This window comes from Ignavibacteria bacterium (assembly GCA_017303675.1).
In the GTDB taxonomy this organism is placed as follows: Bacteria; Bacteroidota; Ignavibacteria; order Tepidaquicellales; family OLB5; genus OLB5.
The window spans coordinates 1,012,793-1,035,772 of record JAFLBX010000002.1 but is presented as its reverse complement, the minus strand read 5'-3'; the positions used below and the strand labels follow the sequence as shown (position 1 = coordinate 1,035,772).

Sequence of the window (22,980 nt, the reverse complement as noted above, 5' to 3'; positions counted from 1 at the left end):
CTTTGTGAATCCTTTCCCACGGTCTAAAGACCGTGGTTACTCAAAAGCAAAAAATCAAGTTTAACCTTTCACGTTTTACATTTGACGTTTCACTTTTGACGTTTCACATTTGATGTTTCACATTTCACTTCATCACTTCTTCTTATTCAGCAGCAAATTTATACTTAGCCTGTGAGTAAAGCCAAGATCCTTGAAGTTAGCTATGGAATAATCCAGCGAAGCTGTTGTGATGGATATCGGCGCTCTTAGCCCTATACCGCCTGAATAATTTTCTGATTCAACGTTAAACTTGTACCCTGCCCTTAGGAACAGGAAATTCTTATATGAATATTCAGCCCCGATATTCAGGTTCTCTGCGTTATCATTGGGATGATTAAGCTGAATAGATGTTGTAAGCTTATTCATCTTGTTATCTATCGGGTCATATGCAAAGCCAATTCTGAACATTGTCGGGGGAGGGAAAGCCTGGAATTCTGATACTGTACCGCCCGTTGATGTTGTAACTGAACCGCTTGGTTTAACCTGCGGACCGAAATTGGAGATCGTAACTGCAAAGCGGGTGTTCGAAAGCCCTGTCCAGTAATATGTCCCAAGATCGAACATAAATCCGCGCATCTTAAGCTCCGCCAGTGTTTCTTCAACGTATCTTACGGTCAGGCCGAATGAAAATTGTTGTGTAAGCTTTCTTGCGAATGTTAAGCCAATGCCAAGATCGCCATACTTGAAATATTCGCCTGTTCCGCCGGGCTGAAATTCAGTAGTCTTCTGCATTGCCGGCGTATGAAGTGCAATTACGCTTAAACCTAAAGCGTTATTGCCGCCAAAGCGGTAAACACCACCGAAAAATTCATGGTTCAGGTCAACTAGCCACTCATTGTGGCTGAAGTGAACGCCGTTCTCTTCGAACTGCATTAATCCTGCGGGATTCCAGTAAAGCGCTGTGATATCATTTGATACAGCGACGAATGTTTCGCCCATACCTGTAGCCCTGCCGCCAACGCCTATCTTCAAAAACTGCAGCGATGATGTGCCGGCTCTTTGATTGCCAAGCTGCGGTATAAGCTGCGAGTATGAAACTGCGTCAGCTAAAAATAAAAACAGTAATATGTATATATATTTTTTCAAACCTATATTATCTTATTCCCTCAAAAGCGGAAATCTCTTCTTTTTATCTTAATTGCCACGAGCTTCACATCGTGGTTTATTTTTAAATCTTTAAACGGCTTAAGCCTTTAGCATTATTTTTGTTACAGGATATTCCCCAAATTGTTACCTTCATTACTTAACTACCAACAACTCCACCATTTCACTATTTCACTATTTCACTATTTCACAACTTAACTACTCACCAACTAAACCACTCGCCAACTAAACTACTCACCTAATACTGGAACGAAATACCAAACCTCAGCTGCCGGGGTGAAAGGAACCTTGCCGGGTTATACGGATATGGTGAAAGCGGACCCTGCAGATCAGGATACAGCGGGTCATTCCAGCCGTTTGGAGTCGGATCGCCGTACTCATATGCTCTGCCTGTTACCGGGTTTATTATAGCCGCGTTCTTTATGTTCAGTATGTTCGTTACTTCAAATGTCAAAGTCAGCTTCATATTCTTGAAGCGGAAATATTTATCTACACTCATATCAAGCCAGAACCAGTTTGCTGCAAGCTTGCTGAGCGGGTTGTTGATATCAGATTCATATTCAGGCCTGCCGTCACTTAAATATCCAACCAAAAGCTGGGGAGTGTATCTTTTGCCTGACTGGAAAAATGCCCTGAACTTGAATGATATATCATCAATAGTATTCTTGCCGAAACCGAAAATTCCTGTTCCCTTGCCGAAGTAAAAGCTTGTGTTAGCTGATATCTGTATTGGCCTATCCCAGCTCAGGTAATTTTCACCAATGGTTTCAAAGGCTCCGCCTGTTGCAACAAGATATCCCTGGTCAGGTGAGGAACTTTTTCCTGTGGCTATTGAGTATGTCATGTTTATGTTGCCGTTGAACCACTTGCCGATTCGTTTTTTGTAATCAAGCTCAATGCCCCTTGATTTGGTATAATCCTGGTTCACGTAGGTTATAAAGCTTTGTCCGGCAAACCTCGGGTCATTTATCTTCGCTGAAACTGTTGCAACATAATCGTAAATATCTTTATAGTATGCAGTAATAGTGAATACATCATCGTTTGTGAACTGGTTGCGAAGTCCAAGCTCATATGAAACCGTGGTTTCAGGATTCAGGTTCGGGTTACCGAACTTCTGGAATGAAGACTTTGAGCTTACATTGGCTATCTTCGCGTAAACAAACTGCGGCTTCGGGCGTTTTGAAAAATGCCCGTAGCTGAAAAATAAGGTCTGGTTATCTGTGATTGGATGCGATATACCTATACGGGGAGATAGTCTGCCTTTCCACCTCCTGCCGCCAAGGTTATATGTATCTTCCATGTACTGCTTTTTAACTTCATCAGGTATTGTAACAGCGTTCGGGTTGCTTATGGCATCATCAACAAGCTTGCCAGGGAACCAGTAATCAAACCTTAACCCGAAGTTAAGTATCATTCCCTTGAATGTAATTTTTTCCTGGGCATATAATGCGCCGAACATTGGGTACACTTTATAGGCATCATTGTTAAGCCCGAAAGTACCTATCCATGGCTTATATACATCAATTAGCTGCATTTCTTGGTAAGCCGCTTCAAAGCCCGCTTTGAATCGGTTCTTTACGTTGAATGTGTGGCTTAAGTCGAACTTCATCCTGTATTCATTTACAAAATGGTCATGCCATGTGTATGAATTGCCCACATCAAAAAATCCGTCGCCGGGTATTATGCCGTATGGATTGTTTGTATCACCTGTCTGGTAATATACAAACGGCGGCTTAATGATATCCTGCGGCTCTGTGTATTCATCCCAGTTAAGGCCGTTTGCATCAACTCTTAGCTGTGTGAAATACTTTGTGAGCTTAAGCTCGTAAAATGTCTTGGTGCCTATAGCATGCTCCCATGATATGCTGTTGAAGATATTCAGGTGGGTGTATGTATTGGCATTATCTAAAATTTCCTGGAAGTTGTATTGGTATCCCGGATCAGGCTCAACATATTCAAGATTTGTCTGCAGGCTTTGTGAATTCTGGTTGATAGCTACCGACTGGTTGAATGAATATGCCAGCTTCATATTTTCCTTCAGCTTCCAGGTTGCCTTTGCTAGCCAGTACCAGTTATTGTTCTGCCTTGGTGCAAACTTGGTTCCTTTGAAAATTGATGAGTAAAGCTGCTTCGCTTTGTATCCCGGGAAGTCAGCATCAGTTAAACCCGCAACGGATGTGAACCCGTCTGAAATGTTCATAAGGAAGTTACCGAAAAATGTTATCTGTCCCGGAAGCTTTATTCCAAGCAGCTTGCCGAGCAGAAATTTCGTCAGCGGTTCTGGACCGCCTATATTTGCTTCAAAAACATCTGTGTTGAATGACGACTTGGAATCTTTATTGAATACCAAGTTATCACGTTTGTATGAAAGGTTAACTGAATATTTTTCGTAGTTGCCGTCTTTGGTCTTTACATTCACAACGCCTGATGTTGCCTGTCCGTATTCAGCGTTATAGCCGCCGGTTATAACTTCAACCTCTTCGAGTGACTGCGCTGAGAGCTGAAGGCCGAAACCCGTGCCGGCAAGTGGATCCTGTACAGATACACCATCGAGTAAAAATGAATTATCATCGCTTCTGCCGCCGCGGATAAACAGCGCGTCATCCTGCTTGATAACTCCGGGCTGAAGTGTTACCACATCCACAACATTTTCAACTATCTTGCCTTCAATATCCTTGGCATTCATGATATGCTTGCTTTCCGTCTGCTCTATATCAAGCAGTGGGCGCTCGCCGACAACTAGTATCTCTTCACCAACTGTGAATGAGGTGGTGTTCAGGTTAATATTAAGTACAGTTTCTTCACCGTTTTTAACTTTAATATCGGTGTACTCTACGGTTTTATATCCAATTGATGAAACCGATACAGTATATTCGCCTTCAGGCACGTTTATAAGCACATACTTGCCGTCTATATCCGTTGCAGTGCCTATATAGCTTCCCTTTATCTTTACATTAACATCAGGTACAGGGTTCTTTGCGGAATCAACCACAACGCCTGTTATCATACCCTGCTGGCTGTATAAACCTGTGGTAATAAAAAATAGAACCAATAATATTTTCTGTAGATATCTTTTCATATCAATTATGGATATTGAAATCCGTACCAAGTATCCTTCTTAAGAAGATCGCAGCATTGCTGCTGCCGTTCATTTTGTTTAGCGGAACTGTCATCAGAAATACCTTTGGATTAACAGCCGCATCTTTAATGCTTATTGTTATCTTTGTTGTATCATAGGTCGGGTTGTACGGCATTTTATATACTACCCGTGCCGAAGGCTTGTAAACAAGACCTCTTATCCTGTCTATTGTTGAGCTTACCGTAAGCTCCGGGTAATTCTGGTCATAAACAATTACAGGAGTTGTGGTAAATACAGTTGTTGCCTGGTAGAATGTAACGCTGTCAACCGGGGCGAATTCAACAGGGTTGAAACCCTGGTCTATAGTATTACCGAAACCGCCCGAGAAGAAAACCTTGCCGCCTGCTGCAAGATAAAAGGGCAGTGTTTCTGTGGCAAGTTGGTAGTTCGGATTTTCGTTGTTATTGTTACCTCTGAATCCATACCATATAACGCATTCAAACAATTTCAGCGTTTCTATGAACATTGGATTTTTGATCTTAGGGATATTGCTACCGTTATTTACTTTAATATCAAGCTCACTGAATAAAAAGGGCAGTGTATCCAGTGCGCCTCTGTAGAACTGTGCCGCTGCTGAGTTATCGCTCAGCGATGCAGGGTAGTCATCTATAAGAAGAATCTTACCTGTTACAGGCCTTACAAACCAAGTCCTGCCGGAGTCTGGCATTGTAACAACAGGTGAATAAACTCCCGCAATATCTTTCACCTTCATGTAAAGCTTGTTGTTCTGCCCGGGAACAATTCCGTTTGTCTGCCTTAAAGTTATAGTTGATGTTGTTGCTGAAAGCTCATTCCATGTTGATGTATCATTTAAGGCGTAATAATATTTGCTTATCGAGCCGTCACCGTCAGGATCAGTTCCCGTCCATGCAAAAGTTGCAACCGGGAACGATGTATCAGGTATGCTTGTGCCGCCGTTAAATGATACTGATGGCGGTGAATTGTAAACCGGGAACAGGTTGCTTGCAGGTGTTGGATCTATATTCCCTTTATCATCCACCGCTGCTACCCAGAAACGGAATGTGCTGTCATTGCCAACAATAACAAGCTGGAATGTACTGTCATTGCCTTCCTTGTATGTCCAGTTAGTGCTGTCAAAGCTGAAGCGGTAGCCTTTAACAAGGCCGTCAGGGTCATCGCCCCACCAGGTTATTTTTAACCTGGTTATATGCGGACTTATAATGCTATCCGGAAACAACGATAAATATGTCTCCGGCGCTGAATTAGTCAGCATTCCTTCCGGCACATCCGTGCAGTTGTACAATGTAACCGCACTGATCAATATCAGTATGTAATATTTAACTTGTTTTAATATCATTTCTTTTAATTCCCCTCACAAGAGGGGAATTACATAATTCTATAATTTCAGGTTACTTCACCAATACCATCTTTTTAATTTCTCTGAACTTGTTGCCGTTTGATGATGTTGCATCAATTACATAAATATACATTCCTGATGCAAGTCCCATACCGTCAAACATTATCTCATATCTGCCTTTGCTCTGCTCACCGTTAACTAGTGTTCTAACTTCCTGTCCGATAAGATTGTAAACCTTAAGCGTTACTTCTGATTCAACAGGCAGATTGTAAACTATGTTTGTTACGGGATTGAACGGATTAGGATAGTTCTGCTTAAGCCAGAACTGTGTTGCAATTTCACCTATCGGTTCAACGCCAATAACTGTACCGAAATCAGCATTTGTTCTCGGTACCATTTTATATTTACCGAATGCATAATAAAGCACACCCTGCAGTGATGAGATCCCGTCCCACTTCCACAATAAACTTCCAGGCAGGGAAGGATTGTAATAATTTGCCTTGGTCTTATCCCAGCCATTCACTTTATCATGGTTTCCGTCCTGCAGCTCAATTCTTGCTTCAACATTTTCACCCGGATATACAACAAGTATCTCTCCGAAATTCCTGCGGAATGAAGTATCAGGCAGCGGGAATTCACTGGTGCAGCCAGATGCTGAAGGCGCATTGATACATGAAACTACGCACTGATTTGAAAATCTGATCAGTACACTTTCCCATTTCTCCGCTGTAGTATCACCATCAAGCTTATTATCAGCTACTATTGCCGGTGACATTACTTCAAAATTCGGAAGCGGCTGGCCGCTTGCAAGCACCTGGATATCGCCCGGAGTTGCAATTATAAGCCTTGTCATTCCGTTAGTTTCGTTGACTGTGCCTCTTACTCTTACTCTCTGTCCTTTAACAAGCGCGTCTGTAGCGTTTCCGTCAATCCAGATACCGCTCCATCCGCCTGCGATATTTCCATCCTGTATGATTACCCTGCGCGGCGAGGTCTGAGTTCCGCCTTCACTTGTGAATGAAAATGCGGGAATATCCGAAGTGTCAGCGGTTACAATACCTTCTGTTGTTACATCGTAACCGTTATAACCTGAAAAGCCGCCGTTGTTTGGTGTATACTGAATGTCTTTAATAGACATTGTATCGTTATTCCTTACATAATAAAAGTAAGTTGATTTACCTGTATCAGAGGGACTTAATCTGGATGCTCCCTGGTTATCTTTAGCTTTAATAAAATATTCAACAAGTGTGCCAAGCGGCTGCGCAGGCATTGTTGCTGAATATATGTTTCCTGTCGGGCTCATATTAAGCCTGTTGTAAACACCCTTGTTTATTCTGTAATAAAGCTGGCAGCTATCAACTGAAATGGGATTATCAAGTGTATCGGATACTACTGCGTTAACCTGAACCGTGTTTGCAGGTTTTGGCACACCCGGACTCCTTGATACACTGCTGATGAACGGGGGAGTGTTGCCAAGTGAAAGATCGTTCGGGTAAATAGGAACAATTACGTATCCATATAATCCGCCGTTTGCATCTGCATAAGCGCTGTTTACTATCACACCTCTTATTGATGTAACTGTTGCACCGATAGACGGCGGAGCCCATGCTGTCCATCCCCATGAAGGGGTCGGACTGGTTGAGAAGAAATTCGAAAAATCTCTTAAATAAATGAAGTTACCCTGCGCATCTATAAGCCTTCTGATATTCCTTACACCGGAACCGCTCTGCGGTCCAACAGTTACGTTATTTATCTGTACATACATTCCTTCATACTTTTCGCCTTTAAGGAACTTTACATTTCCGAGTGAATCAAAATCAGAAACATTTACTGTTATCGGAGCCGGTCTTCTTTTTATTGTAGGAAGTATCTGGATTTCAGTAAGTGTATCAAGCTTTAACTGTGTTGCGCCTGATGAAATAATGTCAGGGAATTCCTGAACAATACCTTTAACCATAACCTTCATACCTGAATCCAGGTTATTGATAAGCGTATTGGAAACTGTATCAGCCTGTCTGACAATTATACCGCTGAAGTTGCCGTTTGATGTATCCTGTATATATATAGTACGTGAGCTTGAACCGCGCATCAATATTCTGAAATCGTTGCCTGAAGCATTTACAACTGCCGGTGCAACTACTTTACCTATTACTGTAACGGTATCATTGATCTTTGTTGAACGGTCATGGCCAATTGCCAGTGAATCATTCGGCACTGTTTGTACAACCATTATTGTTGTATCGTAAGCGATGTAAAATCCAATAGCCGCAACAAATAAAAAAGCAGCTAAAAATGGTATTATTTTCTTCATGTTAGTATGTATTAATTTATTTTTAATCCTGAGCGAGTGAAACGAGCGAAGGATCTCATCAATTAAATCAAAATCTGATCCTTTTACTTTAATTTTATTTCTTCTATAAATTTTGTCATCCTGAACGAAGTGAAGGATCCAGAGTAAAATTCCGGATTATTCGTTTGTTGTCCTCACTCAGAATGACATTTATCTGATTTCCTTAAATTACTTTATCACCAAAAACTTACCTTTTTTAATAAATCCCGTCTTCTGGTTCTTTACCGTAAATATATACAGACCCGTTGCTATAGCCTGGTCATCTTTACTTATAAGATCCCACGCATGCTCACCACCGGCAAGTATCTGCGTGCCATCGGCAAATGTTTTGAACCACTGAATATCACCGCCGTTATATGAAGCAGCATCATGTGTAAAACGGTCAACTACATCGCCGGCAATTGTATAAATTGTTATTTCTGACTGCTCAGGCAGGTTGTAAAAATAAATTTTACGCTCCCTTTCCTGAAGCCCGTCCCATGCTGCGTTTACGTAATACGGATTCGGGTAAACGCCTATCGGGGTTGACTCATCATCGATTGAACCTGTTCCCGGAATAAGCCTGAACGAGTTTGAAAGCAGGCTTGATTCCAGCGATTCAAGATCGTTAGCCGTATCACCTTTATCATATGCCGTTAATGCATATACATACTGCCAGCCTCTCAGCTGGTTATTGTATTCAAACTTGTACCAGTACTGGTTGGTATCATTCGGGAAAGTCACTGGCTGCTGAAGCTTTATGTAGTTGAACCCTGTATTGTTGCCGATATTATTTATACTGTCAAAATCTCCGTTTAATATAAATGATGAAAGCAGCGGTTTTGTCGGGTCAATATCAGCTCCTGCATTTGTTCTGTATATTCTGTAGCCTTCAAAATCCTGTCCAAGTGAAATAGGGTCAATGCTTCTTTCAGCATTGGCAGCCCAGTAGACCGTTACTTTGTTCTCCTGGTTGATAATTTTAGTTATCGGGTTGTTTGGAGGTGATGGCAGTAAATACCTGTCAAGGAAATTGTTTCCGTTGATATCTTCACCCGGGTCAAGCCTGCCGTTGCCGTTTTTATCTTCGCCGTTGTATGCCTTCTGGCACCAGTCAGCATGACTGCGAAGCTCTGCGCGCTGGTAAGTGGAGTCCCAGCTCTGCGGGTCATTGCCCGTTTTTTTAGCACAGATAATTCCGTAAACAACTTCCAGTGTATCTAAATAATTCAGTGTGGTGTATGGACCGTTTGATACCATTACAGACCTGTTTGAAGGCTGTTTTATCTGGCTGTTTATCGTTGCGTTCATCTTCACGCCATTGGTGAAGTAGCCGTTCATTTTACTGTACCTGCCAAGATTTGAACCGTCCGCATCAGTTAAAGGTGCGAAGTATGTCGGATCAACTGTATTGCGGAACTGCCATGAAACAAAATTTCTGCCCGTGGGTAAAGTATCAGCCATTGTTCTGCCGTAGGGAGTAGAACCGAGTATCTTTACTCCGATATAACTGTTCGTATATCCAACATCGCCCGTTGCGTCAAATTCATAACCCATGTTATAAAGTGAATCCCATCCGTTACCGCCTTTTGTATAGAATGATGAACCGCCGGGCCTGGTTATCTGTGTGTTTCTTACAACAAGGTCAGTCCACATTCCTGTAAATACGCTGTCTATCGGCGATGTATCGCCGCGGTAGCCAATATTTACTATGCGGTATCTCATTATTACGAAGAAATCAGCATATGGATAGTTCCAGCAGTAAGATGATTGAATTACTTTTAAGCCGAGCGGGTTATGATTTACTATAACCTGTCCGCCAATGGTCGTTGCAGTATCGGTATATTCGCAGATGAAATCCTGGTGTGATACTGCAAGGGGTGAATAAAACGGTGAGGTTAATAGTGAAGATCGTTGTGTAATTATCTGTCCTGAAGCATTAGTATATTCAAAACCCTCGCCGCGGTTGGCAGCTGATGCATCAATTGCTCCTGTTGTTACTCGGATGACCCCGTTCTTTTTGCCGCCTATCCATAAACCGCCGTCAAATAAGTGTTCTATCTGAGAGCCTTTGGGATATTCGCATGAAGGCTGCCCCGGCCATAATGTAAAACCGTGGCCTATTGTTCCGAAATTCGTTATGGTTAAACCGATATTGCCGACATTTGTGTAATGATTTATATCATCGTCGGCTATGGCAAATCCGTCATACAATATTATGCATGCTAGCAGGGTAGAAATGGAATATTTGATAATACGGCTAAGAAAAGAACCTGTAAAAATTCTCATTCAATAATTGTTATACCTTTTTTAGATGAACCGATGTGTGAACCCGCTATAGAGCGGGGCAGTAAATAACCCAAAATTTACTGTTGCAAAATAGGCAAATCACGCAAAAAAAGCAATTCTTAATTTATTAGTTTGCTTTTGTTCTGTTAAGGATTTTATGCAATTTAAGTTTAAAAATCAAAAAATCAGTTAAAGAAATGTTAAGTTCAAGTTAATATAGTTAAATAAATAACAGGCAGGCATTTAAGTTATTACAGTTGATTTACAAATTCAAACCCACATCAGTAAATATCGAATATTATCATTAAACAACAAACAGAAATCAACAATGGGGGTTCACTTGTCATTTTTCTTAATTTTAGAAATAGTCTTACCTGCGATCTTAGCCGGTTTATCCATATCTTTTAAAGCAAAATTAATTGCTTCTTTAATCAACGATTTCACTTTCGTATTCCTGTAGTCAGAAGGTGTTTTTATATTAATATGTCTTATTAAATTCCCTGTACCGGTAAGCAATTTGTTTGGATCTTTTAATAAAGTGCCTTTATTGAAACCAAGATTCAAATGATTAGTGTAGATAGGCAGCATGCAAAAAGCATCTGCAAGCTTATCAGTAACTGAAAACACTGCTGTTAACGCATGAGTATGGTAAAGCAATTCATTGCTTTGGGGGCATAGTTCCAGAATAAAATCTCTTGCATCACAAAACAGATCGATAACTTCAGGAACTTTTAAATCCAGTAATGCTTGAAAATCCGGATGTATTGGTCTTTTAGATTTAGACAATTGTAAAATATTACCGGTAAATTCTTGAATAACACAATTAATCCTTACTAATCTTTACCCCCAAAATCTTATCCCCCCCCTTTTGCAAAGGGGGGAGGAAAATTCTGCTCCAATGTTGTACGTAAATTGTTCTTTAATTTTTAGAACAACTGAAATCAACAATGGGGGTTGCTTCTAAATGCTTTCTTTGCGTCCTTCGCATGAAAATATATAAATCCTGATTGATTTCTCCCCTCTCCTGTTAGGAGAGGGGCAGGGGGGTGAGGTCTTAATGTCCTACTTCACCAGCTTCTTTATCTTCGGATTCTGCTCCAGCAGATTCAGTACATACTTTCCTAAAAAATCAAACTCCAGATTAACCCTGTCACCAGCCTTATATTTACCAAAAGATGTATTATTGTAGGTGTATGGAATAATAGCCACCTTTATATCGAAATAATTGCCTTTAGGCTTGGTAACTTCGGCAACTGTAAGACTCACTCCGTCAACCGCAATCGAACCCACATATATCACATACTTCGCATGGCGCTTATGTATTTTTATCCTGTATTCCCAGTTATCTGAATCTTCCTTCTTTACCGCCTTTATCTGCTTAACTTCTGTAATGATCCCGGTGTCATCAACGTGACCCGCAACAAAATGTCCGCCAAGCTTTTTATTCATGGTAAGAGAGCCTTCAAGGTTCACTTCGTCACCCGTGTTGAGCTCGCCAATATTTGTTTTCTTCAGTGTTTCATGCATGCTTACAAAATCAAACTCGGTTTTGCTTCTGGTTGTCACTGTATGGCACACTCCGTTGATACTGACGCTGTCAGATTTTGCCAGCTTCTTTCCCACCAGCTTGGATCTGACCCTGAATTTAAATCCCTCGTTAATTTTTGTCTTCTTAACGACTTTACCTTTTTCTTCTACTATTCCTGTGAACATAAATTTTATCCAGTCTCCGCATTGTTATGTTGAAATTTCTTTCAGTGTTGTCAGTCTGAGCGGAGTCGAAGACTGACTTAAATTATTACTATCTCTGATAAACTATTACCTGCAACTTGAAACCTGCAACCTGCAACCTCTTAACCCTCATCACTTTTTCAAATTCACCAAAATATCCCTGCCTGATGAATAATAACTTATATTTTTATATTCCCTGAATGCCTGCTTATTTTCAAATGCTGTAATACCTCTGCCCATTATATCAGGCGCAATAAATATCAGCAGCTCATCTGTCAGATCCGCTTTTAAGAACTCATTGTAAACATACGCGCCGCCTTCAACCAATATACTTGCTATATTAATTGCTGCCAGCTTTTTCAAAACATCCTTCAGGTCAAATTTCCCGTCCCTGGTTCTGCAAGGCAATACCATAACTCCTTTTTTCTGCAGTGATCTTATCTTTTTAATGTCAGATTCCATTGCTGAAATTAATATCGTTCTGCTGTCTTTATATCTGAATACATCGTAATTCAAACCAAGTGAAAGCTCTTTATCAAGAATTATCCTGTAGGGGTCCCTTCCGTTAACATCCCTTACATTAAGCTTAGGGTTATCATACCTTATAGTATTTGCACCAACCAGCACCGCATCATAAACTGAGCGCAGCCGGTGTACTATCTTTCTGGATTCTGTTGATGATATCCATTTCGAGCGGTACTTTTCATCCGCAATCTTTCCGTCGATTGTTTGCGCCGCCTTTAAAGTAACATAAGGCAGGCCGGTTGTCACATATTTAACAAAAAATTTATTAAGCTCAATTGCCTCCGGCTCCAAGACGCCCGTTATCACCTCAATGCCTGCCCGTTTAAGCTTCTTAACGCTTCTGCCCATTACTTCGTGGTAGGGATCCTTCATTGCGATAACAACCTTGCTGAACTTATGCTCAATTATTAGGTCACAGCAGGGGGGAGTCTTGCCAAAATGCGCGCATGGCTCCAGGTTTACATACAGCTCTGCCCCTTTTAGGTCTATCCCTTTTCTTAAAGCTGAGTTTACCGCGTTTCTTTCAGCATGCGCTTCGCCGAATTTTTTGTGGTATCCTTCGGCTGCCACTTTTCCGTTCTTAACAATAACACATCCCACCATCGGATTAGGCGAAACAGCCCCCGCACCCTTCAGCGCCAGCTCAAAACATCGTTTTATATATTGTTCGTCGTTACTCAATTAATTAAATTATATCAATTTTCACATCTTACATTGTTAATTAGTATAATACTCATCATTTTTCCATTGCAAAGGATTATAATAAATATATTTCCTCACATTCTCTAATTCTTCTTCATTCCTGATTATTCTATCATGAAATCTACTTTTCCATTTAAAATTTTCATTAAATTGGAGAATCCTTTTTGTGCACTTGCCTTTAAACTGGTTAATTATGGAACCAACCGAATCAGCATACATCTTAGCTTCTGTAGAGACGCCCCGCTGGGGCGTCTCCGGTTTTGAGTGACTGCTTTTCTTTGTAAGTGCAATTATTCCATGAAAGTGATTGGGCATTACCTGGTATTCATCAAGGATCACATTATTTCTTAATTCACATGTTTTTTTCCATTCTTCATCGACAATTTTGCCCGCTTCGTTTAATATCATTTCCCCGTTTAACACATTGCCAAAAAATATTTTCATTTTATAAGTATTGATCGTAATGAAATACAAACCAGAACTCGTATAATCCCACCCTTTTAATCTCGTGCTTTCAACCCTGTATTTGTTGTTAAATAATGTCATGTTGTTTGAGACGTGCCAGCGGCACGTCTATACAGAATTATATTGAAATATATTACATCTGTACAGACGCCCCGCTGGGGCGTCTAAAGTAATGTGATAAAATTAATTATATACTTTAAGCTTTATCTCAAAATTTCCTTTCTTTTTGAGACGTGCCACCATGCCTTCGGCTTGGCTTAGCGGCACGTCTATACAAAATAATATTGAAATATATTTTATCTGTACAGACGCCCCGCTGGGGCGTCTAAAGTAATGTGATAAAATTATTTATAAACCTTAAACAAATCTCAAAATTTCCTTCGAGTTTATTCCTTGTTATAGCTCGTCTCTACAGTTTCAATTTCAAACCTCCACAAGCTTCGTAAACAGATCCCTGTCATCAAGGTATCGCTTGATCATATCAAGGCTATCGACCTGGTTCGGCCAGTGGATAAGATCTTTTGCCAGCTCATACGATGCCCATTTATATTCTGAGTGCTCATCGCTAATCGTTACTTTTTCGTCCTCCACAATAGTTAAAAAAACAGGTGACATGCATATTTTATCAGAAATCGCAAGATAAAATGTGTTTATCCTGGGAATGCTGTATATCTTAGCAGGTTTTAAGCCTGTCTCCTCTTCAAGCTCGCGCAGCAATGTATCTTTTGTGTGTTCGTGTGATTCAATTGTCCCGGTTATCATCTGCCATATACCGGGGTAAATTTTGGCGTTCTCTGAACGCTTTAGCAGCAGGAATTTATCTCCCTCGTCAGTCTTCCTGCATATATGAAGCTCTATGTAATTGGTTACTATCTGCGGCAATTTGAACTTTTAATTATTGAAATTTTTATGTCTTTTCCTTTTGCGTTCAAGAAAATTACGAAGTAATTTTCGAAGTCCCGCTGAAAGCGGGATAACATTTCGCGATTTATTCTATAAAGTTGCTATTTGTTATTTGCTATTTGTTATTTGTTATTTTATCACCACCATTTTCTTCGTATCGGTAAACACATTTTTCGATGTATTCAACACATCAGCGGCAAAGATCCTGTAAATGTAAACTCCGCTTGCAAGACCCGCTGCGTCAAAATCAATTGTATATCTGCCTCTGTGGAAATTATAATCGGCAAGCACAGCAACTTCTTTGCCTGCAACATCATATACTGCCAGCTTTACATATGAAAGCGTGCCGATATCGAACGTAATGCTTGTTACAGGGTTAAACGGGTTAGGGAAGTTTTGCCCGAGTGAAAATGTCTCAGGATAAATTCCCTGGTTATTTGAAATCCCCGTTGTTTGCCACTGGTTGAATAAAACCTGCAGTGAATCGATCGGGTCCTTTGGTGAGGGAACTGTCTGCACATTCAGGTCAAGCCAGTATGGACCGCTCTGCGGATCAGTAGGCTTTGCTACTCTTATGAATGCCGAAATCGATGACCTGACAGGCTGACACCTAGTATCTGCGCCTATTACCTTTGCCCCCTGCAATGAAGCCATTAATTTTTCAGCCATTGTGCCGGGAGTGTTAACATACCTGCTGTACATTGAGTCCAGTATCTGTTGTCCAAGCAGTATATTTCCCTGTACTGTAAAAGTTGGACCCAGATTATGGTTTTTATAATTAGTGCAGTTTACACCTGTGTATCCCGCAGTTCTGACTGTATTACCGATAAAATCCGTAATACCGTACTGCCTGATAAACGGATTAGTGTCACGCGCAACCAGGGAATCAATTATTTGCTGCGGTGAAAATCCAAGGTTCATTAAATTTCTGCCAATTGCCTGGTTGGTTGCGTTATACTGTGCCTGTGTATGTATAACACCGCGGTTCGGATGTACATCGCTCAATATTATTGAGCCGGCAATGCATGATGCTCCCGCGCTGCCAACAAGTCCCGTTACCGGGTCAACTGCCGTTATAGAAAATGTATCCTGCGCCGTAATACTGCTGCTGATTGAATAAACAAATAAAAATAAAATAATTATAAACTTTTTCATACGTTATGTTTTTATTCTAATAAGCAAATTAATATTTTTTTGTTTAAGATGTTAGTTTAATATTTATCAAACCTATGTTTAAATATGTGATTGTGCTGTTTACATTTTTTTACAGCGTTAATTTTTTACGTTTTGGAAATTTACCGCATGTTTTGGTGTTCTATATATTACAAGATAAACCCAAATCACAAATTATTAAATAACAGGGAGCTGAAAAAATGAGAACGCACCAAGAAAACAAAGGGTCGGGTCCATTAATGAATGAGCACATTAATAAAGGCCGCACCCAAAAAAGGAAACCGGGATTAATGTTCGTTTTAACCGGGTTATTGCTCGCTGCTGTAATTGCCACCGGAACGTCTATTATCAGTTATGCTTTTACGGGATTGCAGGATGACCCATACGGCAAGCTGGTTGAACAGGTCGCCGGCGAAATTAACCTGAATGAGCAGCAAAAAACTGAAGTCATGAAAATTAAGAACGATCTGAATGCAAAGCTTGAAAACCGCAAAGTTACTCATGTAACCGGCGGTAAGGATATCGAAGCCCTCTTCAGGGCTGAGCAGTATGACAGGAACGAAGCTATGAGAATTGCTAACTTACAGGATTCCGAAAACAGGGATCTTGCTGTGTATATGGTTGATGAGCTTGAAAAGCTGCATAGTTTAATGACATCTCAGCAAAGAAATGATGCTGTTGATAAGCTGAAATCATTATACAAGCAGATGAAAAACTTCAGATAAAGCATTGTATTTTAGTTTTTCAGATTAAAAATTTCGTTCGTATGAGTGGAGCCGAAGGCGGATTATTTCAGAATTTTACGGGGTTGTTTCAGAATTATTGGGAAAATTTTAAGGTATTTTCCATCAATTAATTCATGGAACAACCCCTTTTTTTGTAACATTTATTTACAGTATAATTACAATAAAATCATAATATTTGTGAGTATAAGAAGTAAATTTGTATAAATTCTGAAGTAAAAATTCATACGTCAAATAAAATATTTGCCGTAGCAAAAGGAGCAAAAAAATAATGTCAGATATGAATACATTCAACAATCCGCCGGAGCTGAATGACCAGCTTTCATCTTCATCAAAAAACCAAAAGAATAAAAAAAGCAGGAAGACTATTATAATCAGCGCGGTATTAGTGCTTGTTATAATCACCGGTATTGCCGGATTTGGTTTTGCCAAAGGATATTATGATAAACACAGGCCTCACGGTCCGCTTGGTATGATCATGGAAATGGCTTTAAGGGATCTTGATCTCACAGAGCAGCAGAAAAACGAAGTGATGAAGATTAAAGAAGAGATACAGCTTAAGATGGACAGCAAAAAAACCGACAGAAAAAAAGATATGGGTGAAATGATGGAAATGTTCCGCGGCGATACTTTTGATAAACAGAAAGCGCTTGATATGATGAAACAGCATGACGCTGAGCGCGATGAAATGCGTAATTTTATGCTTGACCAGACAGCCAGGTTCCACAGTATTTTAACACCTGAACAAAGAAATAAAGCCGTTGATAAAATGAAAGAGTTCCATGAAAAAAGAAAAGAACGCAAAGATAAACGGGACCGGGAAGACGGTAAACAATAAATAATTAGTAGTGGGTTGGTTTGAAAATTCATTTTCATTAACATGATTTTTTAATTATCTGTAGCCGCAGCCTTCAGGCTGCGCCCTAAATTCACAGGCTAAAGCCTGCGGCAGCTTCATTAACGTAATTTTTTAAATTATCTGTAGCCGCAGCCTTCAGGCTGCGCCCTGAATTTGCAGGCTAAAAGCCTGCGGCTGCGGTAAAACAACCAACTACCTGAATTTAATTAAAGTATTTTTAGATAGAAACTCTGTTTAATGATATGTATTTTTAAAGTATTGGGGGAGCATCAGAGATTTTCTTAAAAGTAATTTGTCATTCCTGCGAAGGCAGGAATCTTTAAAAAGTGTTCGTTTTTTTACAATACTTACTTTTCAGAAATCTTCCGGTATTCCCCTTTTATTTGCGCCAAAAAATGAAGGTAATTAGAAAGATCAATTAATATAATATGTCCAAATCGATACTTATAATAGATGATGATAACAAGCTCAATGAGCTGCTCGAGGAATACCTCGGTAAGAACAATTTTATCACTACGGCGGTCGAAAATCCGAAGGATGGCCTTGTCAAGTTAAAGAACAACCACTATGACCTTATCATACTCGATGTCATGCTTCCTGATATGGACGGCTTTGAAACTGTTAAGCAGATAAGAAAAGACCACGAAACCCCCGTTGTGATGCTGACCGCAAGGGGAGAGGTTACCGATAAAGTTGTTGGGCTTGAGCTTGGCGCTGATGATTACCTTCCAAAACCGTTTGAGCCGCGTGAGCTGCTTGCAAGGATACAATCAGTGCTGCGCCGCAGCGAGCTTAAGCTGAAAAAAAATGAAAATATCCTGCTAAAGGACCTGGTTGTTGACCCCAATAAACGCTCAGCTTCATACCACGGAAAAGATATGGAGCTTACTTCAACTGAATATGAGCTGCTGCTGCTTTTCGTTAAGAATAACGGCAAGGTGCTCTCACGTGATGAGATCATGCAGAACACTCGCGGAATATCATGGATGAGCTTTGACCGCTCAGTTGATGTTATGGTTTCACGCCTTCGTAATAAGTTCAAATCGCTTGGCAGCAAAAAGGATAAGGAACAGGTAATTAAAACCGTGCACAGCATCGGTTATATGTTCTTTTTAGACGAGGTGAAAAAATAAAATGCGGAGCATTTTTAATTGAAATTTAAAACACCCAACTTATCGATATTCCTGAAGCTGATACTGGTAGTTTTTGTATTCGGTATTTTACTGAATATAATTGTGCTCTTTGTATTCGAAGCAACCTCAGATAAAAAGCCTAGAAAGTTCCTTCGTGATTTTTCACGGCGAATGGAGCGCCATTTGGTTTATGAAATCGGCATACCGCCTGATACCGTTAAAGCCAAACAGATATGCGATGACCTCGATATTGAAATGAGATATATCGGCTCACCCTATAACTGGTCATCAAATGATGAGCTTCCTGATATTAATGCAATATTAAGCGATCCGGGTGACAGGGCGCGTTTTGATGATAATGAGTCCATTATAGCTCACCATGATGGCGAGCCGTATTCAGTCATCAGATTCCCGCAAGGTGTATTTGTGATAAAACCTTTTAACCCCCAGCTATTTAAACCTGAACGTGCAATTTTAATGCTGATTTTATTTATCAGCGTAATTATTGTAATTCTTTATTTCCTTCTGCGCAGCCTCTTCAGTCCGCTGAAGGACCTCTCTGCTGCTGTGGTAAGCATTGGCGAAGGCAACTATGATGTGAAGCTGCCAAAAGGCAGGAAGGATGAGCTTGGCGAACTTGCCGATTCAATCGGCGTAATGTCTGATAAGATCAACAGCTCTATTAAGAATAAGGAACAGCTATTGATAGATGTATCACACGAGCTGCGCTCGCCGCTTACGCGCATTAAGCTTGGACTCGAAGTTGGCTCATCAAAAGAAAAGATAGAAGAAGATGTGCTTGAAATGGAGCGTATGATAACCGGGCTGCTTGAAAATTACCGCGCTGATTCAGGGTTCAACCATATCAAGCCTGAAAAGGCTGATGTTACAGAGCTTCTGGATGAGACCATCGCTGAATATGATGAGAACTCCCGGCTGAAGTTCACAAATCCCGCTAAGGAAATATACTGCAATATCGATATGGATAAAATGCAGGTGGTCTTCAGGAACCTCATAGATAATGCGCTGAAGTATTCACAGAATGATGTAATAATAAGTATCACCGAACAAAAAGGCGAAGCCTTCATCAGCTTTAAGGATACCGGCAGCGGAATTCCGGAAGAAGATATTAAAAATATCTTTGAGCCCTTCTACCGCGCTGATAGGTCCCGTTCACGCCGCACGGGCGGCTTCGGACTTGGACTTTCCATCTGCAAAAAAATTATCGATGCGCATAAAGGCGAGCTGAATATCACAAGCAAGCTGAATGAGGGCACCGAAGCTATAATAAAACTCAGAACAGTTTAAAATATCTCACCCTGAGTGTTTCGACGGCCTCAGTAGTGAGTCAAAGGGTATTCAAACAATCCTTGTCGTGCTGAGTCCCGCAAAAAATTTTGCGGGATAAACTTCGTCGAAGCACATTTTTTCCCTCCTCTTCGAAACAACAGTCTTGTTTTAAGCGGGGGAAATCACTCCGCGGGAGTGACAGGAGGAGCCGCTTTTAGAAAATAGCCACGGTCTTTAGACCGTGGGCAGCGTACCTCCACTCAAATATGGGCTTTAGCCCCTAACATTTTTAAAACAACAAAATAAAGAGCGCCTACCGGACGCCCTTTTTTCACTGCATGATATTTAATCCTGTAATTAACCCAATAAAATTTTAATTTTCTTTCTTTAGCAGATTCAAAGCTTTGTTGAATGATTCAACACTGTCTATTGTAATTTCATCATAAGCATTTTCCCAGAAAACCCTGCCGTGTGTTCCGTGGAACTGGTTAAGCAGAAGTGTCGAGCGGTTCTTGAAAGCCGAAAGTATTTTTGGAATATACTTTTTCGGGTTATCAAGCGCCTGGGAATTATCTATCATAATTATTCCGCTGAATGTATCAGGAGTTATGGAGTAATCGCCAAGTATACAGATCGGGAATTTCCCCGGCAGCTCTTTCCAAGCTTTAATTACAATTTTTCCTTCAAGCTTCTCGCGGAACTCATCACCTTCAGCTACACCAAAATACCCGCTGCCGGCACGCGGCTTAAATGATACGTAACACAGCGTATATTTGCTGAACCCAACAGGCGTTAACCCGCTGAGAAATTTATATATGAATATGTTCTTTTGTACAGTCTGAAGCATTGAATGTTTGATTGTTATTTCAACAAATATAAAGTTCAGCTACAATAATTCCCTAACCGAAATCTGGTATATTAAATAACGCCAAAATCGGCTTTTTCATGAAATTTCTAATGTATTTGGGTTATGAAATTAGTTAAATACTATAACATACACAAATTACATTTTTAGGCTTATAATATTGAGCCCATAGATTAAGATCTAAAGTAGTTTACTATTCCGTTTGATTCATCAGATTTAAATTCTCATCATTCTTATCTTATTAATAAATTATTTAATCCGTATATATCCGCTTCATCCGTTTCATCAGTGTTCCATTCTTCAAAGAAAAAAATTTAAATTTTATCTTTCCCTGTAAAAGCATATCCACGCGTCATTCCCGCGAAAGCGGGAATCCAGACATAAAGTTTTTTTCAGAGCAAAATCTATGAAATACGAAACTCAAATCTGAACATTTATTTAAATTTTATCTTTCCCTATAAAGCCATATCTTTGCCTGTTAAAATAAATTAACAAAAATACCCCGCTGCAGGTCTTGTGACCTGCAGCTAAAAAAAATTATGAAGATCAGACTAATTTTATATTGCTTATTTTTTATTGGTTCAATTCTCCTCACCTCCTGCTCAAAAAAAGAAACCTCTGAAAATATTTTCAGGTATAACGAAGCGCAGGGGATAGAAAATCTTGACCCCATTATGTGCAGCAACTTTGCTGCCGGCTGGCCGCTGCAGCAAATGACCGAAGGTCTTCTGGAATACTCCCGTGAAATGAACCTTGAGCCAAATCTTGCTTCATCATACAAAATATCAGATGACGGACTGACCTATACATTCACAATCCGCAAAAGGGTTTTCTTCCACGATAACCAATGCTTCCCGGACGGAAAAGGCAGGGAAGTGAAAGCCTCTGATTTCAAATACTGCTTTGAGCGTGTGTGTGACCCATCCACCAAAACACGCGGGGCATGGCTTTTCCGCGATAAGGTTAAAGGCGCACTTGAGTTCATAACATCAATCAAAGAAAAACACAACAACGTAAAAGAAATAACGGGCATCCAGGCGCCGGATGATACAACGCTTATCATTACGCTCACAAAACCGTTCGCGCCGTTTTTGAGCATACTTACAATGCCGTATTCATTTGTTTACCCCAAAGAAGCCGTTGAGTTCTACAAAGATAACTTCGGCTATAACCCGGTTGGCACGGGACCCTTTAAATTCGTTAAGTGGGAAGTTGACCGCGAGCTTGAAATGACAAAAAATCCCAATTACTGGAGCCTGAATAAAGCAGGCAAGCCGCTTGTATATCTTGATGGCATCAAAGTAAGCTTCATCAAATCCAGTGAAACCGCATTCCTCGATTTCCAGCAGGGAAGGTTTGAATACTACGAACCTTCTCCCGAAGTATTAAGCCAGATAACCGATGAAACCGGAGCGCTTAAGCCTGAATACACAAAGGAGTTTGAGCTTATCAAACAGCCATGGCTTAATACGGTTTACCTTGGAATACAGCTTGATAAAAATGTACCCGGCGGAAAGAACAACGTCCTTTCAGATAACCGCAAGCTTCGCCAGGCGATAAACTACGCCATCGACCGCCAGAAAATTATCAGCTATGTGCTGAAGTTCCGCGGCACACCCGGGGTTAACGGACCCATCCCGCCCGGCATGCCGGGCTATAACAAAGAGCTCAAAGGCTACAGCTTTGATCCTGCCAAAGCCAAACAGCTCCTCAGCGAAGCCGGTTACCACGATGGAAAAGGATTAACGCTTAAGCTTGTGGTATCAAATGATGATACACAGAAGCTTATTGGGGAATCAGTGCAGGCGCAGCTTCGCGATCTTGGAATAGATGCCCAGCTTGATTTTATGCAGGCATCAACCATGCGCTCATCACAGGTCGGGGGAGAGCTTAACTTCTGGCGCGGCAACTGGGGCGCTGATTATTTTGACCCCGAAAACTTCATGGCGCTTTTTTACAGCAAAAACCACTCACCGGCCGGACCCAATTACACGCATTATCAAAACATGGCGGCTGATTCATTATATGAGCTTGCAATGCGCCTTACCGATTTTAACACCCGCGCAAAACTTTATAACCAAATGGAAGAGATCGTGCTCGAAGATGCGCCATGGGTAATTTTATATTACAACCAGGTTGTTTATTTAAAGAGCAAAAAGGTCCGCGATATGTATATCGATGGCCTCAACACCATCATCCTCAAATCCGCCAAGATGCAGTAATTGACTCTCCCCCTGGCAGGGGGAGCAGGTCTATGACTCTACCGAGTCTTTGACTCGTGGAGAGGGGGTCACAAGAAAAATAAAAATTTTGCCTCTGTATAGACGTCCCGCTGGGACGTCTGCTTTTGATGAATGAATAAATCCAGGCGGA

Annotated in this window: 17 protein-coding genes; 5 read left to right on the top strand and 12 right to left on the bottom strand. The window is 40.7% G+C overall.

From position 1 onward, the window contains the following. Positions 1 to 132: 132 nt before the first annotated feature. From J0M37_14160 to J0M37_14110, 11 genes are all read right to left on the bottom strand, one after another. Positions 133 to 1,125, bottom strand: coding sequence for a PorV/PorQ family protein (locus J0M37_14160; GenBank protein ID MBN8586230.1), 993 nt, complete (start codon positions 1,123 to 1,125; stop codon positions 133 to 135). Between the two features lie 256 nt (positions 1,126 to 1,381). After that, positions 1,382 to 4,222 (bottom strand): TonB-dependent receptor, encoded by a 2,841-nt coding sequence (locus J0M37_14155; GenBank protein MBN8586229.1) that lies wholly within the window; start codon positions 4,220 to 4,222, stop codon positions 1,382 to 1,384. Position 4,223: 1 nt separating this feature from the next. Then, positions 4,224 to 5,600 (bottom strand): hypothetical protein, encoded by a 1,377-nt coding sequence (locus J0M37_14150; GenBank protein ID MBN8586228.1) that lies wholly within the window; start codon positions 5,598 to 5,600, stop codon positions 4,224 to 4,226. A gap of 52 nt (positions 5,601 to 5,652) precedes the next feature. Continuing rightward, positions 5,653 to 7,911, bottom strand: a complete 2,259-nt coding sequence (locus J0M37_14145; protein ID MBN8586227.1) for a T9SS type A sorting domain-containing protein — start codon at positions 7,909 to 7,911, stop codon at positions 5,653 to 5,655. 207 nt (positions 7,912 to 8,118) lie between these two features. Beyond that, positions 8,119 to 10,218 carry a hypothetical protein gene (locus J0M37_14140; GenBank protein MBN8586226.1) on the bottom strand — a complete coding sequence of 700 codons (2,100 nt, stop codon included), beginning with the start codon at positions 10,216 to 10,218 and terminating at the stop codon, positions 8,119 to 8,121. A gap of 336 nt (positions 10,219 to 10,554) precedes the next feature. Further along, positions 10,555 to 11,004 (bottom strand): DUF1801 domain-containing protein, encoded by a 450-nt coding sequence (locus J0M37_14135; GenBank protein ID MBN8586225.1) that lies wholly within the window; start codon positions 11,002 to 11,004, stop codon positions 10,555 to 10,557. 276 nt (positions 11,005 to 11,280) lie between these two features. Then, a complete protein-coding gene (locus J0M37_14130; protein MBN8586224.1) occupies positions 11,281 to 11,931 on the bottom strand; it encodes a riboflavin synthase in 651 nt (216 codons plus the stop codon). A gap of 150 nt (positions 11,932 to 12,081) precedes the next feature. Continuing rightward, positions 12,082 to 13,155: a bifunctional diaminohydroxyphosphoribosylaminopyrimidine deaminase/5-amino-6-(5-phosphoribosylamino)uracil reductase RibD gene (ribD, locus tag J0M37_14125; protein MBN8586223.1), complete on the bottom strand. Its 1,074-nt coding sequence runs from the start codon at positions 13,153 to 13,155 to the stop codon at positions 12,082 to 12,084. Between the two features lie 36 nt (positions 13,156 to 13,191). After that, the gene (locus J0M37_14120; GenBank protein MBN8586222.1) at positions 13,192 to 13,722 is read right to left on the bottom strand and encodes a transposase; all 531 of its coding nucleotides are present in this window, start codon (positions 13,720 to 13,722) and stop codon (positions 13,192 to 13,194) included. Between the two features lie 342 nt (positions 13,723 to 14,064). Next, positions 14,065 to 14,523, bottom strand: a complete 459-nt coding sequence (locus J0M37_14115; GenBank protein ID MBN8586221.1) for an NUDIX domain-containing protein — start codon at positions 14,521 to 14,523, stop codon at positions 14,065 to 14,067. 150 nt (positions 14,524 to 14,673) lie between these two features. Beyond that, the gene (locus J0M37_14110; protein MBN8586220.1) at positions 14,674 to 15,699 is read right to left on the bottom strand and encodes a DUF1028 domain-containing protein; all 1,026 of its coding nucleotides are present in this window, start codon (positions 15,697 to 15,699) and stop codon (positions 14,674 to 14,676) included. 218 nt (positions 15,700 to 15,917) lie between these two features. Between J0M37_14110 and J0M37_14105 the strand changes: the two genes are divergently transcribed. The 4 genes from J0M37_14105 (at position 15,918) to J0M37_14090 (ending at position 19,760) form a co-directional block, all read left to right on the top strand. Next, on the top strand, positions 15,918 to 16,442 hold the full coding sequence (locus tag J0M37_14105; GenBank protein MBN8586219.1) for a hypothetical protein: 525 nt from the start codon (positions 15,918 to 15,920) through the stop codon (positions 16,440 to 16,442). Positions 16,443 to 16,731: 289 nt separating this feature from the next. After that, positions 16,732 to 17,298: a Spy/CpxP family protein refolding chaperone gene (locus J0M37_14100; protein MBN8586218.1), complete on the top strand. Its 567-nt coding sequence runs from the start codon at positions 16,732 to 16,734 to the stop codon at positions 17,296 to 17,298. A gap of 449 nt (positions 17,299 to 17,747) precedes the next feature. After that, positions 17,748 to 18,452 (top strand): response regulator transcription factor, encoded by a 705-nt coding sequence (locus J0M37_14095; GenBank protein MBN8586217.1) that lies wholly within the window; start codon positions 17,748 to 17,750, stop codon positions 18,450 to 18,452. An 18-nt stretch (positions 18,453 to 18,470) separates the two neighbouring features. Next, on the top strand, positions 18,471 to 19,760 hold the full coding sequence (locus J0M37_14090) for a HAMP domain-containing histidine kinase (protein MBN8586216.1): 1,290 nt from the start codon (positions 18,471 to 18,473) through the stop codon (positions 19,758 to 19,760). A 355-nt stretch (positions 19,761 to 20,115) separates the two neighbouring features. Here the strand turns inward: J0M37_14090 and J0M37_14085 are convergent, their stop codons facing one another. Then, positions 20,116 to 20,589 (bottom strand): hypothetical protein, encoded by a 474-nt coding sequence (locus J0M37_14085; protein MBN8586215.1) that lies wholly within the window; start codon positions 20,587 to 20,589, stop codon positions 20,116 to 20,118. Positions 20,590 to 21,146: 557 nt separating this feature from the next. Here J0M37_14085 and J0M37_14080 point away from each other — a divergent pair. Beyond that, on the top strand, positions 21,147 to 22,829 hold the full coding sequence (locus J0M37_14080; GenBank protein MBN8586214.1) for an ABC transporter substrate-binding protein: 1,683 nt from the start codon (positions 21,147 to 21,149) through the stop codon (positions 22,827 to 22,829). Positions 22,830 to 22,980: the final 151 nt, after the last annotated feature.